The sequence below is a fragment of the Psychrobacter sp. H8-1 genome (assembly GCF_904846575.1).
Classification (GTDB): Bacteria; Pseudomonadota; Gammaproteobacteria; order Pseudomonadales; family Moraxellaceae; genus Psychrobacter; species Psychrobacter fulvigenes.
Genome location: NZ_CAJHBG010000001.1, coordinates 2361259 through 2376279, shown reverse-complemented (window position 1 = coordinate 2376279; position 15021 = coordinate 2361259). Strand labels below are relative to the sequence as shown.

At 44.3% G+C, this 15021-nt stretch carries 16 protein-coding genes and 1 pseudogene; 15 read left to right on the top strand and 2 right to left on the bottom strand.

Annotation, left to right across the window (positions count from 1 at the left end; translation table 11 throughout):
- Positions 1–594 precede the first annotated feature (594 nt).
- The 8 genes from JMY01_RS14460 (at position 595) to JMY01_RS09705 (ending at position 7651) form a co-directional block, all read left to right on the top strand.
- Positions 595–918 (top strand): pentapeptide repeat-containing protein, encoded by a 324-nt coding sequence (locus JMY01_RS14460; protein WP_227678032.1) that lies wholly within the window; start codon positions 595–597, stop codon positions 916–918.
- The gene (locus JMY01_RS14455; RefSeq protein WP_227678029.1) at positions 861–1100 is read left to right on the top strand and encodes an energy transducer TonB; all 240 of its coding nucleotides are present in this window, start codon (positions 861–863) and stop codon (positions 1098–1100) included. Before JMY01_RS14460 ends, JMY01_RS14455 begins: the two co-directional genes overlap by 58 nt.
- Before the next feature lie 120 nt (positions 1101–1220).
- A complete protein-coding gene (locus tag JMY01_RS09730) occupies positions 1221–1871 on the top strand; it encodes a MotA/TolQ/ExbB proton channel family protein (RefSeq protein ID WP_201575388.1) in 651 nt (216 codons plus the stop codon).
- A 111-nt stretch (positions 1872–1982) separates the two neighbouring features.
- Positions 1983–2384, top strand: a complete 402-nt coding sequence (locus JMY01_RS09725) for a biopolymer transporter ExbD (RefSeq protein WP_201575386.1) — start codon at positions 1983–1985, stop codon at positions 2382–2384.
- 504 nt (positions 2385–2888) lie between these two features.
- On the top strand, positions 2889–4049 hold the full coding sequence (locus JMY01_RS09720) for a M20 aminoacylase family protein (protein ID WP_201575384.1): 1161 nt from the start codon (positions 2889–2891) through the stop codon (positions 4047–4049).
- Positions 4050–4131: 82 nt separating this feature from the next.
- On the top strand, positions 4132–5445 hold the full coding sequence (locus JMY01_RS09715; RefSeq protein ID WP_201575382.1) for a DUF3100 domain-containing protein: 1314 nt from the start codon (positions 4132–4134) through the stop codon (positions 5443–5445).
- A gap of 302 nt (positions 5446–5747) precedes the next feature.
- The gene (locus tag JMY01_RS09710; RefSeq protein ID WP_265089868.1) at positions 5748–6683 is read left to right on the top strand and encodes a DMT family transporter; all 936 of its coding nucleotides are present in this window, start codon (positions 5748–5750) and stop codon (positions 6681–6683) included.
- A gap of 176 nt (positions 6684–6859) precedes the next feature.
- Positions 6860–7651, top strand: coding sequence for an STAS/SEC14 domain-containing protein (locus JMY01_RS09705; RefSeq protein WP_201575380.1), 792 nt, complete (start codon positions 6860–6862; stop codon positions 7649–7651).
- On the opposite strand, the gene JMY01_RS09700 is transcribed toward JMY01_RS09705, so the two are convergent.
- Together JMY01_RS09700 and JMY01_RS09695 are read right to left on the bottom strand one after the other, a co-directional pair.
- Positions 7626–9185: an ATP-binding protein gene (locus JMY01_RS09700; protein WP_201575378.1), complete on the bottom strand. Its 1560-nt coding sequence runs from the start codon at positions 9183–9185 to the stop codon at positions 7626–7628. The genes JMY01_RS09705 and JMY01_RS09700 overlap by 26 nt on opposite strands.
- Positions 9186–9312: 127 nt before the next feature.
- Positions 9313–9993, bottom strand: a pseudogene (locus JMY01_RS09695) (heavy metal response regulator transcription factor); the annotation flags it as partial.
- Positions 9994–10312: 319 nt separating this feature from the next.
- On the opposite strand from JMY01_RS09695, the gene JMY01_RS09690 reads away from it, so the two are divergent.
- The 7 genes from JMY01_RS09690 to JMY01_RS09665 all read left to right on the top strand — a co-directional run bounded on the left by JMY01_RS09690 (position 10313) and on the right by JMY01_RS09665 (position 14983).
- On the top strand, positions 10313–10939 hold the full coding sequence (locus JMY01_RS09690) for a DUF411 domain-containing protein (RefSeq protein ID WP_201575374.1): 627 nt from the start codon (positions 10313–10315) through the stop codon (positions 10937–10939).
- A 56-nt stretch (positions 10940–10995) separates the two neighbouring features.
- Complete coding sequence (locus JMY01_RS09685) at positions 10996–11463, top strand: DUF305 domain-containing protein (protein WP_227677823.1); 468 nt, start codon at positions 10996–10998, stop codon at positions 11461–11463.
- A 211-nt stretch (positions 11464–11674) separates the two neighbouring features.
- A complete protein-coding gene (locus tag JMY01_RS14155) occupies positions 11675–11866 on the top strand; it encodes a hypothetical protein (RefSeq protein WP_227677821.1) in 192 nt (63 codons plus the stop codon).
- 3 nt (positions 11867–11869) lie between these two features.
- On the top strand, positions 11870–12421 hold the full coding sequence (locus tag JMY01_RS09680) for a DUF305 domain-containing protein (RefSeq protein WP_227677820.1): 552 nt from the start codon (positions 11870–11872) through the stop codon (positions 12419–12421).
- 46 nt (positions 12422–12467) lie between these two features.
- Positions 12468–12818, top strand: a complete 351-nt coding sequence (locus JMY01_RS09675; RefSeq protein ID WP_201574175.1) for an IS630 transposase-related protein — start codon at positions 12468–12470, stop codon at positions 12816–12818.
- Entirely contained in the window at positions 12745–13317 is a 573-nt protein-coding gene (locus JMY01_RS09670; protein ID WP_201574176.1) for an IS630 family transposase, read from the top strand. Before JMY01_RS09675 ends, JMY01_RS09670 begins: the two co-directional genes overlap by 74 nt.
- A gap of 376 nt (positions 13318–13693) precedes the next feature.
- Complete coding sequence (locus JMY01_RS09665; protein WP_201577468.1) at positions 13694–14983, top strand: iron-containing alcohol dehydrogenase; 1290 nt, start codon at positions 13694–13696, stop codon at positions 14981–14983.
- Positions 14984–15021: the final 38 nt, after the last annotated feature.

The following is a 15021-nucleotide window of genomic DNA, read 5'->3' as shown; positions in this document are numbered from 1 at the left end:
TAGCAAACGAACGCTTAACGAGTGCTAGTAATCAGGACATTAGACACTGCGCGTCACCGCGAAACATGAGCTGTGAGCATCACAAACCTGACTGTGCTTTTATAATTAAAAATGCTTCTATGACCAAAAAATATAGCCACAAAAAAAGCCTAACAAAATTGAATATCGCCACTGCGATCGTCGTCGTCACTTTGCATGGGGCTGCTTCTGGTGCATTAGTCACTATGAATATGCCTAAGCAGCCTTTCCTGCAACCAGATGACATCTTGCCTGTGGAAGTTCAGCTTATTAGTCCTCCTCCTGAATCAAAGCCTGAGCCAGAAGCTGAGTTAAAAACTGAACCTGAGCTAAAACCAGCGCCTAAACCAGACACAGCACCGAAAGTAGTGACCGAAGTAAAAGTTGAGCAGGAGCCCAAACCGAAAGCTAAGCCAGTGTTTGAGCCTGAGCCTGTAAAACCACCTGCAGAAAAACCTCCGCCAGAGTCAAAACCCGAACCAAAGACAGAGCCAAAACTACAGCCAAAACCAGCCCCTAAACCAGAGGTGAATACTGTAACTGTTGATAACAGTAACAGTGAGATAAAACAGCAAGCTGCAAGAGAGCAAGCTGCAAGAGAGCAAGCTGCAAGAGAGCAGGCTGCAAGAGAACAAGCTGCAAGAGAACAGGCTGCAAGGGAACAAGCTGCAAGAGAACAGGCTGCAAGGGAACAGGCTGCAAGAGAACAGGCTGCAAGAGAACAGGCTGCAAGAGAACAGGCTGCAAGGGAGCAAGCTGCAAGAGAGCAAGCTGCTGCCAGTAATACACCAATATCGGTATCAGCCTCTGAAGCAAGTTGGCAACGCGCCCCTAATATTAGCTTGTCTAAAAGAACCAGAAGCAAGGTATTGCCAGGTGACTCTTATAGCGTATTGCTAAAAATGACGGTTGATAAGCAGGGCAACATCCAAAACGTGGCAGTAGTGTCTTCATCGGGCAATGCTTTGGTTGATAAAGATGCTTTAAGAGCAGTTAATCGCGCTAAGTTTAACCCTTTTAAACGCAATGGCATGGCTGTGGTTGGGATTGTTGAGTTACCCATAAATGTTAACGTCGATTAAACAGCACATGGCAAAATGTATCATTTTTATTTAGCATCGACTAGACCTAACAAAGAATAGTAGCTAAGAACAGTATTTGAATAATTAAGGCATATATTTTATAAAACACGAGGATTGGTCATGGACTTCGCAGAATACTGGCAATATACCGATGGTGTCACTAAGTTTTTGTTTTTTACCTTACTGGCATTGTCAGTCGCTTCTTGGTTCACCGGTATCATTCGTCTTTACCAAAGCTATCAGTTAAAAAAAGCAGTGGCAGGGGACTTGGTAAGAGCGGTTGATTTGCAGTCTACAGAGCTTGAGAGTCTGAGTAGCGCAGAGCGTAAAACGGTCATTGAGCAGACGCTCATGCAACAAATCAGTCGTTACCGTGATAAAGGCGAGCAGGGCATGTCCATTCTTGGAACGACGGCAGCCATTGCGCCATTCATAGGTCTGTTTGGCACAGTCTGGGGAATATTTCACGCCCTACATAGTATCGGCCAGTCTGGGCAAGCAGGGCTGAGTCAGGTAGCAGGCCCTGTCGGTGAAGCGTTGATCATGACTGGCTTGGGTCTAGCCGTTGCCCTCCCTGCGGTGATTTTTTATAATATTGCCCTTCGTCTCAATCGCCGAACCTTATATGTGGCCAATGATACTGCTTATGGGCTGCTCAGAGAGACCGCCAAACAAGGTGGTGTTAGTACGCCTGATACCAAACAGACGATAGCACAAGTGAATAAAAACAAATCGTATGTTGGCAGTATGTCTGCATCAACGGCGGGCTAAATCAATCTTGATTATGCGCCTCATAGATTTGCTTTGAGCAAATAGCGGCAACATCCATAAAGGTATTAAATAATCAGACCTTAGACTCTAAAGAGACAGTAGGAAGTTAAGATGGCGTTTCAATTAGGCGAAGATGACATGCAAGGCATGAGTGAAATGAACCTCATTCCTTTGATTGATATCATGCTGGTATTGATGATTATATTTTTGGTCACGGCAACCGTATTAAATCCGTCGGTGCCCTTAGACTTGCCCAAGACCAGTGCAAGCGTACAAGAGCAGCCACCTGAAGTCATTCAAATCAGTGTCGATAAAGATGCGGGTGTGTACTGGGATGAAGCTTCTATTTCATTAGAGGAGTTAGAAAAACGACTCATAGCGCAGTCAAGCCTTGAAGCAGAGCCAACGATACATCTGCGGGCAGATAAAGATGCCAGATATGATACGGTCGCACAAATATTGGCGCTTGCCAGCAAGGCACAATTAAGCAAAATTGCTTTCGTTAATGAGTAGTGGTGGATTACTACTTGAGATTAAAAATTTGCATTGAATAATTTAGAAATTTAAAGAATAAGCCATCGTTTGATGGGCAATAGATATAACAATAATAATAGTCAGTATGAATGCTATTCTCCACGCCCTGCTGGTGTCATCACTGGCAGGGTTTTTTTTATGATGAATACCTGATGGTTAAGTCATTCAAGTTTTGTCTTAATAGTAGATGAAAGCTGGTCGTAGATTTATAAAAAATCCAGACAAGCCAGATAGTATCGCAGAGCGGTATCTGAATGGGAGAGAATAGGCTAGAATAGAGTATTACAAAAAATATAGAAGCCGTCCACCGCTCGTTATAAACAAATAAGCCACTCTACGTGGCTTATTTGTTTTGAAAATACTGATAAGTTAAAAGTGTGTGTTTAAACGTGATGAAGGGTGTTTTCATGGTTCAATAGACCCTAAGTTCAACAGAAACAGACCCTTATAACTCCCTCAAAATAATCTTAAGGAAGCAAGCAGATGTTAATCAATGAAGAACTGTTAGCTGATGTCAAACAATGGCGTCAACATATTCATAGCCAGCCTGAGCTTGGTTTTAAAGAGTTTAAAACCGCCGCATTCATCGTCGAAAAACTACAATCTTTCGGTATCGAGGTGCATCAAGGGCTGGGCGGTACTGGCGTGGTCGGCACATTGAAAAATGGCTCAGGCCCTACGATTGGGATACGCGCGGATATCGATGCGTTGCCGATAGAAGAGCAAAGTGATATTGATCACAAATCTACTCATACAAACTGTATGCATGCCTGTGGTCATGACGGTCACACTTCTATCTTGTTGGGTGCTGCCAGACATCTAAGCCAACACAAGAACTTTAGCGGTACGCTGCATTTTATATTTCAACCTGCTGAAGAAGTCTTGGGCGGTGCCAAAGCCATGATTGATGACGGGCTGTTTGATCAATTCCCCATGGATGCCGTATATGGCCTGCATAATTGGCCAGGCTTGCCGCTGGGTGAGGTGGCAGTCAATAATGGGCCTATGATGGCGTCCTTTGATACCTTTGAGATTACGTTGACGGGTAAAGGAACACATGCTGCCATGCCGCATCTAGGCGCTGATCCGATAGCAGCAGGCGCGGCCTTGATTACCAATATCCAATCTATTATTTCTCGCCGAGTATCGCCATTGCAATCAGGGGTGATTAGCGTGACGCAGATGAATAGTGGCGATACCACCAACGTCATTCCTGATTATGCGATTCTAAAGGGGACGGTTCGTAGCTTTGATATGGACGTACGCCAATCGATGCAGGATATGCTCACAGAGATGGTAACGACTTTGCCGCCTTTATATGGTGTCAAAGGAGAAATAGACTACCACATTCGCTATCCGGTCACTATCAATGACGCTCAGGCATATCTTGAGATTAAAGAGGCTGCGACCAAAGTGCTGGGCGCTGATAAAGTAAAAACGGATGTAGAGCCGTCAATGGCATCTGAAGACTTTTCATTCATGAGTCAACAGGTCAAAGGCGCTTATTTTTGGTTGGGGGTAGATGGTAGTACGCCTTCTAAACCTTTGCATAATGCACATTATGATTTTAATGATGATGCCATCGAGATTGGTATTAAGGTTTGGGTATCTTTGGTTGAGTCTGAACTGCCAAAACAGGCTTAACTGACTGAGCTATAGTCAGTCTCAAATAAAAAAGAGACAGCCATTAAAGCGTGCAGTAGCACTAAAAATAAAGGGAATTGATATGAATGATAAAAGCGTGCTGTCATCTACCATGACCAAGCACCTACTTGATTGGAAGCTACATTTATTAGTGATAGCGGTGTCACTACTGGCAGAGTGGATAGGCATCATTAAGATTCCTATCGGTATTGGTACTTTGGTCCTACTGCCTTTGTTATATGCTTTCATTTTTGCCATATTACTCAACCCCAACGTCATCCCTTCGATGAAAGCGGTCATCACCAAAAAGCGGGCAAAGTTTGCCAGTTATGCGGTTCTGTTAAGTATCATGCCTTTTATTGCCAAATTCGGCGTCGGCGTCGGTCCTAATATCGATGAGATCATAGCGGCAGGGCCTGCACTGTTACTACAAGAGCTTGGTAACGTTGCTACTGTCTTGATAGCACTACCAGTTGCAGTATTGGTATTTGGTATGGGGCGAGAAGCTATCGGTGCCACTCACTCCGTTGCTCGTGAGCCGAACGTGGCTTTGATCGCTGATAAGTATGGCTTGCAGAGCGCCGAAGGTATCGGTGTCATGGGCGTTTATGTGATGGGCACCTTATTTGGTGCGATCTATTTTTCATTGCTGGCAGGTGTCATTGCTTCTATGAATATCATGGATGTGCGCGCACTGGCCATGGCTTGTGGTATCGGCAGTGGCAGTATGATGGGTGCGTGTTCGGCTGCGCTTGCAGAAGCTGTGCCTGCGCAAGAAGAAACGATCACCGCATTTGCAGCGACTTCTAACTTACTCACTTATGCGACAGGCTTGTTTGTGAGCTTATTTATCGCCCTGCCTTTTACCGAGTTTTTGTATAAGATGGTCAGCAAGTTTAAGAAAAAAACCGTGGATGTCGCTACCGAAACAGATTTCGGTGCGGTGATGCAAGAGCAGGCGCCTTTGTCGACAGTACAGTCTTTTGCGTTATTGGCTGTGATATGTGTGGTGCTATTATTAAGCAACTGGGTAGGACAAGGCGTCGGTCCATTCGATGCTTTGCCCGCGATGCTTATTCTATTCGCCTGCTGTGTGGTTGGGATTTTATTAAAACGAATTATCCCGTTCAATGTCCCAGCGATTGCTTGGATATCCATTGTGGCTATCTTGATATCGTTACCACAGTTCCCGTTCAATGCCTATGTCTTAGAAGAGACGGCTAAGCTTGGTGTATTGCAACTGCTGACGCCAGTGCTGGCTTATGCAGGCTTTGCTATCTCGCAGATGGAAGTGGATCTGTTCAAAAAGTCTGGCTTTAAGATTGCTATTGTTGCCCTCCTTACCTTTACAGGAACTTTCTTAGGGTCGGCACTCGTTGCTCAAATCATGCTATAAACCGCTGGTCTTTATAGTCAGTTTTTAGTCTTATTAGCCATATCACAGATATTATTCAAAAGAGGAGGGGCTTAGCAGTTTATAAAACCGCTAAGCTCATTTTTTTCAGCTCGTTTGGACTGGCTTACCGCTCTGACTTACCGCTCTGACTTACCGCTCTGACTGCCCAGCAGTATGTCAGCATCTTTGTGCTTTTTTATTTTGAACCTGCCTCTTTTAACGTCAATCAACTATGGCTAGTAGCGCTCATCGTTAGTAGACTGTTTGAGCAGGATTGATATGATCAGCCATTAAGATAATTTGTGAGTGCATCTATGCAGCAGGTCTCTAACAGTAAACAGTCGTGGCTGGTTCCGTTCACCTGTCTTTTAGCGGGCGGCGCATTAATAGGCATCTCTACCAATCTCGCCAAATATGCAGGCGAAGTAGGGCTGACACCATTGGCTTTTTTGTTTTGGTCTATTACTGGCGCTGCCATCATTCTGTTGCTGGTTTCCTTTTTACGCCAACAGCCACCGCCACTCAGTGCGCGTAGCTTTGAGTATTATTTTGTCGCGGCACTGGTTAGCGTGGCAGGTTCCAACTTGCTGCTTTTTTCAGCGATTCCTCATGTTGGCGCAGGTTTCGTCGCGCTTATCATTTCTCTACCACCACTACTGACGTATCTTGGTGCCTTGGTCATGCGGATAGAGCAGTTTACGGTTATGCGCGCTTGCGGGGTAGTAGCAGCACTGATGGGTGCAGGGGTACTTGCCATCCATAAGTTTTCTGCGCCAGATGCGAGTGTCTTTTGGATTGTGATGGCGCTCTGTGGCCCTGTACTACTCGCGATTGGCAATATCTATCGCACGTTACGCTGGCCAGATAATGCGTCGCCGAGCGCACTGGCACCAGGTATGCTGATTGCGGCTGCGCTATTGCTAGGCATGATGGGTGTTTTGCCAAGTTTCTCAGTAGCTGTACCGCTAGGAGAGCTGCTGCCAATAGGTTTGATCCTAGCGCAAGCTTGTGTATTCGCTGGCCAGTTTTTACTGCTGTTTTTATTACAAAAAACTGGCGGGCCAGTATTGCTGAGCTTGCTTGGCTCGGTAGGGGCGGTAGTCGGTGTGCCTGTGGCTGTTTTCTTACAAGGTGAGAGCCCACCAGAAGGACTTATCTTGGGCGCTTCCTTGATCGCGCTTGGTATCGCTTTGGTCACATGGGGCGGGGTCAAAATGGCAACGGCGCCTTCAAAATAGCAAAATAGCAAAATAGCCAAAAGAACAAAAAAAGTAGAGGTAAAGTAGCTGTAAACGCATCACTTTTTGGTTATATAAGTGCCTATTAAAGCAACACTTAAAGGGCCAGTGCTATGCTAAGTTAGAAGTAGAGTCATTAGCATATCTAAAAACTTAATCAAAATAAGGACAGAGTGATGTTAAAACAATTATCTGCTCCAAATCATGTCATTGCATTCACGATTGATGGGGCATTGAGCGCTGAAGGTGTCCAAGAATATCGCAGTATCTTTGACGAGAAACGACAACAGTATGAGCAAGTTGGCCTCTATGTTGAATTCTTAGAACTTGCTGATATCAATGCAAGCACATTATTAGAAGGCGTCAAGGCTGACATGGAATTATGGCGTCATCTTGATCAGCTGAGTAGATGTGCGATTGTATCGGATAAAAAATGGCCACAAACATTAGTCTCTATTATAAAGCGCATAGTTCCTAAGCTTGAGATGCAGGTTTTCCCCTCAAGCCAAAGTGCAGAGGCCTTGCAGTGGGCAGCGACCATACCAAAAAAACCAGCAGAAAAGCGCGCTGCTATTCACTTTTTGCCAACCAACAAAGCCAATGTACTGGCTTTCGAGATTGACGGTAAAATGTCTGCAGACGAGATGCCCGAGGTGATAGACAGTCTAGAAAGCTTTTTTGCCGATCACGAAAAGGTGCGTTTGCTCAATCGCATGACGCATTTTGCAGGTTTTGATCCAGCCATTCTTATTCAGAGGCAGGGCTTATTTTCAATGAAGCTTGCGGCGATAAAAAAGGTCGAGCGTTATGCGATAGTCGGCGCACCTAATTGGATGAGTAAACTGATTCATGCCATGCAGCCAGTCTTTCCTAATATGCAGATGCAGACCTTTGCTGCAGATCGTGAAGATGAGGCATTACAATGGCTCGAGGCTGAGCTGATTAAGACGGATGAGCTGATGACGTAGCCAATAACTGCACATTGACTTGAAATTCGTAGTCATCTTTGATGGTAATACTGACCTTGCCGTTATGGGCATGTGCGATCGCTTGTACGATAGATAAACCCAATCCTGTACCCGAGTGCTGACTATTGGTTTTGTCATGACGATAAAAACGTTCAAACAGCTTATTGGCTTCTGCTTGCGTAAGAGGTTCGTTTAAACGATTGGTAATGGTGATTATTGATGACGGTTGCTGAATCGTGTCTTTTAGCACATGCGTATTGTTTGTAATGACGCTATCAGTGCTAGGGACTGCCGCAACAGTAATGATGCTGTCGCTGGCGGCATAATAAACCGCATTGGATATCAGGTTAGCAAACAATCTTTGTAATAAATTCTCATCACCCAACCCCGCATCAAAGTGGCCTTTTTTTTCAAAAGATATACCTCGCTCTTCGGCTATCAGCTCAAAATAATCAATAAGCTTGGCCATCAATGACTCGGTATCGACAAGATTGAGCTGTGAGTCATAGAGTCCTTTTTGAGTTTTTGCGAGCAACAGCATATTGTTAATCAAAGCCGATAGCTGCTCGAGCGTATCGTGTTGATGATGCAGCTGTTCAACATATTCCTGACTGTCTCTGGGCTTACTGAGCATCACTTGAGTTTGGGTGCTCAAGGTCGCCAGTGGCGTGCGCAGCTCGTGAGCGATATCGTCTGAAAACCGCGATAGCGAGTCAAAGTTGTGCTCAAGTTTATCCATCATGGCATTGTAAGCGTTAGCTAATGGGCGCAGCTCGCTAGGCATTTCAGCGACGATGATTCTATCGTCTAGCTGCTCGGCATTGATGCGAGTCATCTTATGACTGATGGTAGATAAGGGCGCAAATCCCAGATACACACTAAGCGCCGCCACTGACACCAATATCAAGGTAATCGTACTGAGTATCAGAATGAGATGGCGATTGAATTGTACAAGATACTGATGATGCACATCAATCGGTAGCACGATTAATGCTAAGCGCGTGGAGTGCTCAATGACGATGGCGCGGAAATGACGGTTATCGAGTTGCAAGTCAAAGGGTTGGTCGTGGTGCTGCTGCCATAATTCTTGTACCAATCGGCTATCATTAAACGTATTAACAAAGTTTGTCGGCTGACTGCTAATCACTTGTCCGTTAAGGTCGGTGATGACAGTCTTGACCTCATAGCCCAGCCCAGAAGTTTCTAACGCTGATGGCTGCCTATTGATTGGGTAATGCTGGTCATTTAGGTTATGCTGGTCGTTTAAGTTATGTAAGTTAGACGGGCTAGATGAATCTGTCAGGTTGGATAAGTCGTTAGAGGTCTGGTCATCAGGCGGGATGTCCATGATGTGTTGGCGCAAATTAAACGCTGCATGAGTCAAAATCTCTGCGTCCATTTGTTCAAAATGATCATTAACCGAGCGCTGTATCCAAGTGTATAAAAAGACTTGGGAAATCAGTACGCATACCGTCAGCAGTAGGATAGTGCGCCACAATAATGACAAGCGTCGATTATGCGAGTGATATCCCATGCTACTTCACTTCAGGGTGATTGGTTTTAGAGGTTGGGTTGGTATCTATAGATTTAGTAGGGTTAGTAGTATTTATATTGCTTTGAGTGTTTTTATTATTGTTGGCTTCATTAGTCGCTTTAGCGTCGACATCGATAGCTTCTAATTTATAACCCATGCCGCGTACGGTATGAATGAGCTTAGTTTCAAAGTCATCATCGATTTTGATTCTTAAGCGCCTTATGGCCACGTCAATCACATTGGTATCGCTATCAAAATTCATATCCCATACTTGCGAGGCGATCACAGAGCGCGGCAATACCTCGCCTTGGCGCTCAAGCATAAACTGCAATAGGGCAAATTCTTTTGCCGTTAATTTGATAGGCAGCTCAGCTCTCTGTACGCTACGCTTAGCGATATCCATCTTTAAATCAGCACTATGCAGCACTGTGCTGGCGTAGTCTGCTTGATTGGCACGGCGCAGTAGGCTCTTGATTCTAACCAGCAGCTCAGCGAAGGCAAAAGGCTTGGTCAGATAGTCATCACCGCCAATCTCAATACCTTTTATGCGGTCGCTGAGGTCATCTTTTGCGGTCAAAAATAACACAGGAGTAGTATTACCAGCTGCTCGATAATTACTCACTAGTTCAAATCCGCTCACATCAGGCAGCATCACATCCATCACTACGACAGTGAAGTCTTCCGTCATAAGGGCATGATAACCATCTAAGCCGGTTGTTTTATGCTCAACGAGAAATCCCGCCTCGCTTAGACCTTTCTTAATATAGTCGCCAAGCGATAACTCATCTTCGACTAACAATACTTTCATAGCATACTCGCGCCGATTGTTTGGGGTGATATCAATATATGTGCCAATTGTTATAGTGAATTCTAAATAAAAAGAGTACAGCTTTTACAGCGTGCTACTGGTATAAGTTTTCTTTGCTTGCTGTGCGACTGCGTCACTCCAGAGGCTGCAAAAAACTCATCCCAGTAGCACCGTATTTATTTCATAGTGGATCGACTATATTTATGATAAAGCAATACTCAGCGCGGTAAGATGACAAAATTGTCATCTTGGCGTCATCTGCTTGTCAGAGTCATTCTGCTAATTTGACTTTATATTAAATAACTCATGAGAAGTGACCATGATGCCTTTCGCTACTAAATCTACTTTGAAATCTGATAGTCATATGCCCAAGCTTATTCGAGGGTCAGCCATATTATTAACCGCTGCCATATTATCAGCTTGCGGGCAGTCTGACATCAATGCTGCTAGTGGCAGTACTTCTAATGCTAGCACTGCTGAGACAAACGCTCCACAAGTAACGCAAACCATGACAAATACTCAGGTCATCAATCCAGACTTACTAAAGAACGTATCAGCCACTGTTTATAAAGATGCCAATTGTGGCTGCTGTAAAGAGTGGATAGGTCACGCAGAAGACAATGGTTTGAACGCAACGGCGAATGATGTTGCAGACTTGGCATTGTTTAAAGACCGCTACGGTGTACCGACTGATATGCGCTCTTGTCATACCGCGGTTACCACCGATGGGTATGTATTTGAAGGCCATGTCCCTGCCAAGTATGTGGCTGAGTTTTTGGCCAATCCGCCAAGCGATGCCATCGGGCTGGCGGTACCTGGTATGCCAGTCGGTAGCCCTGGTATGGAATATCAAAACCAGTTTATGCCGTATCAAGTCATGCAAATGAACAAAGATGGTACAAGTCAGGTATATGTTAACGTAGAGTCCGCAGAACAACAGTTATAAGCTATAAGAAAGCCTGTAAGTTTTGGCTGTTTTTCAGCATTGATGGAGATTGACTTATGAATCATACACAGCAAAAAAAGATGAACCCTTATGTGAAGTTCACCCTCATGATTCTAACGTCTACGGTCGTGATGTATATCATGATGTACTTCAATACCTATGAGTGGGATCACGTTTATTTCAGTGAGACCAGAGCTTATATGGCGCTATATATGGGCGCAGGTATGGCGGTGATTATGCTCGCCTTTATGAGCAATATGTATAAGAAAACTAAGGTCAATTTAATGATGTATGGTCTGAGTGTATTGCTATTTGCCGTGGGTATTTGGGGCGTTAGATCACAAGCAACCGTCGATCAAGTCGATTGGATGCAAGCCATGATACCGCATCACTCGATTGCTATCTTGACCAGCTCGAGAGCGGATATAAAAGACCCCAGAGTAAGGCAGCTTGCCGATGACATCATCGAAGCACAAGAGCGTGAAATCAAGGAGATGCAGGCGCTGATTGAAGAGCTAGAGTAAGTGTCTTATTAATTATCTTAAAGCCTTTTTTTCAAGGGTTTTAGCTTTCAAAAACTTTTAATACATAACAAATCAAGTGACTTTTTCCTAAGCTGGCAAATCTTAACGGATTTGTCGGTTTTTCTTTGAGCCATGACGGTTAAACATAATAACTGAACCTAGTAACTGAATTCAGTAACTGACTCTATTAATTAAAAATTAAGGATGTACCATGAAAACCCTAAAAAATTCACGTCTCGCCGTTCTGACTGCCAGCATCAGTGCGGCACTCATGCTTAGCGCTTGTCAGCCTGCCAACGATGCAGCTGAGACTACCGATGCAAGTACAACAACAGCCACTACAACCGAAAATGTGGCAGCACGGATAATGCTGCTACAGATGCGCATGCTGGTCATGATATGACAGATGACAGCCATGCATAAAGAGTACAATGACTCCATGACGGTCATGCATGATGAGATGATGGTTGGCATGGGATACAATGATCCAGATGCTGCCTTTGCTCAAGGCATGCTCGGTCATCACATCGGTGCCGTCGACATGGCAGAGATTCAGCTAAAGTATGGCACTGATGCCGAGATGCGTCAGCTTGCACAAGAAATCATAAATGCGCAAAAAGCTGAGATTGAGCAGATGCAGACTTGGCTTGCCAGCAACCCTGATGCTGCTGAACCAACGGCTGATACTGCAGCCATGCAACAAGCTTATGCGGACGGCATGGATGCAATGCATGATGATATGATGGCTGGTATCGCTGATCCTAACCCTGATATGGCATTTGCTCGCGGTATGTTGCCACATCACGTTGGTGCGATCGATATGGCAGAAGTACAGCTTAAATACGGTAAAGATGCAGAAATGCGTAAATTGGCAGAAGAAGTTATCGCTGCACAGAAAGCTGAAATTGAGCAAATGCAAAACTGGATTGCCACTCATAGTATAGCTAAGCACACCTAAAAGTGTTATAAATTAATTATCAAACCCAATTGTTATTATAAAGACCATGACTTACTCACTAGATTTTCGTATGCAAGTTCTTAAAAGTATAGATGATGGTATGACCTTTGCCGAGGCAGCTGAGTTTTACAATCTGAGCCCAACCACTATACAGAACTGGAAGAGACGTGTTCATAGTAAAACAACCAGGCAAACCAAACCCTATAAAATACCAGATGACGTGCTACTTAATGATGTTCAAGAACATCCCGATGATTACCAGTATGAGCGAGCTCGTCGTCTAAACTGTAGTAAAACAGGCATTTATCATGCCCTAAAGCGACTTGGCATCAGTCAAAAAAAAGACCTTAGAACACCCAAAAGCCTGTCCGATCAAAAGAGCGATATACCACAGTAAGCTTGATAACTTTAAACAACAAGGCTATCCCATCGTCTATATGGATGAAAGCGGCTTTGAGCACGAGACCATTCGCTCTCATGGTTATGCACCGATTGGTAAACCCTGTATCGATAGTTACAACTGGCAAGGTAAAAAGCGAACCAACGTTATCGGTGCTCTATATGAAAAGATGCTGTTTGCACTAGATTACTTTAAGCACAACATTAACAGCAGCATATTCTACGACTGGTGCAAACACAAGCTAATCCCAAGTCTTAAAACCAAATGCGTGATTGTGATGGATAATGCCAGATTTCATAAGAATAAACGCATTCAAAAGCTACTGAACAGGCATGGTCATCGTATTCTTTGGCTACCGCCGTACAGCCCTGATCTGAACCCTATCGAGAAAAAATGGGCACAGGCTAAGTTTCTACGCCAAGGCTGGTTGGAAAATGACTTATCCAAGTTGTTTTATGATGTTTGTCCTAACCATAACAATTTTATTTTGAACTGACTATAGTTAATTACTTAGTGGTTAATTACTGAATGATTATTTTTAATCTTTCTTCTTAGAAGGTTTGGCATTGTTAGAAAGTATAAAGCAGCACTCTAAATTTTAGAGGGCTGCTTTTTTATGGTCATCATAAAATGGCTATTTTATGAGAACACATCAGTCATTAGTAATAGCGACATACCAAAAACTTTAATGGCACAATAAGACTATATCAGTAGCCAATGTTTTTATCTGCCGAAACGCTTGTCAGCGCTTGCTTCACACAGTCGCTATTATTTACTATATTTTTTTAATATTTTTGACAGCTCTGGTAGATAGGCCATAAGACTGTTTTTATTGCCCTAAAAAGCCTCATCAAAAAGGATTTTCTATGCTCATAAATAACCAGACCAGTATTGCTAAGTTAATGAACAATGACACTTTGCATCATGCAGGCTACTTAGCCGTTGCTAAGACTCGTGCAAAGGTACTCAAGGTGTTTTCACTTGTCATTCCTATGCCACGACCTTTGTTATTCGTCGGCGAAAATGCTTGTGATGAGCTGTGTGACATGATTATCAATGAAGGCGCCAGCAATGTATTCATCGTCACTGATGCGGTACTAAACAAGCTGGGCGTCCCCTCAAAAGTGACCGACTACTTAGATAAAAATAACATTCGTTATCACGTTTATGATGGCATTACTCCAGATCCTACTTTTGAGGTGGTCAATGATGGGCTGAGTGAATCTGTCAATGCGGGCTGCGATGCGGTACTCGCGATTGGTGGCGGCTCGGTGATTGATGCCGCCAAAATGATTGCGATGGCTCAAGGCAATAAGTGTCAGCCGAAGCAGCTTATCGGACTGTTTAAAGCCAGAAAGCCCTCTGTGCCTTTATATTGTATTCCTACCACAGCAGGCACAGGATCAGAAGCAACGATTGGCGCTGTGGTATCAGATGATAAAACCCATCAAAAAGAAATCGCTATCGATCCCAAAATGGTGTCACTGGCAGCGGCCATTGATCCAAACATCATGAAAGGCATGCCTGCCCACATTACAGCCGACACGGGTATCGACGTGCTCACCCATGCGCTAGAGGCATGGATGAGCGTAAACGCTGGTGCTGAGACAGATTATTATGCTGCCTCTGCTGCCAAAGCGGTGATGCAATATCTACCGACTGCCTACAAGAATGGTGATGATCTTAAAGCAAGACAAGAGATGGGCGTGGCGGCGCACTATGGCGGCATTGCTTTTAACAAAGCGGGTCTTGGCTATGTCCATGCCATCGCGCACCAGTTAGGCGCACATTATAGTATTCCGCATGGTCGTGCCAATGCCATTGTGTTGCCTTATATCCTTGATCTAAACCGCAAATCAAGTGAAAAGAGACTGGCAACTTTGGCAAAAAAGATTGGTCTTGTGAAAACGGGGCAAGCGGGTAGTAGTGATGGTGAGTTGGCAGACCATCTGATCGCGCAAGTGCGAGAGCTGCTAGAGACAGTAGGCATTGATCCGACGGTTAAAGGCATGCAAGAAAGCGACTTTGACAGTATCGCAAAGGCCGCTGCCAAAGAGGTCAGCGATACCTACGCCGTTCCGACCTATATGCAAGCATCAAAAATCAAAGACATCTTAATGAAGATTAAGACCGCCAGTGATGAGCGTGCTGCTACAAGCTAAAGATGGCTTTTCGTGACTGGTTTTTAAATGAAGTGCAT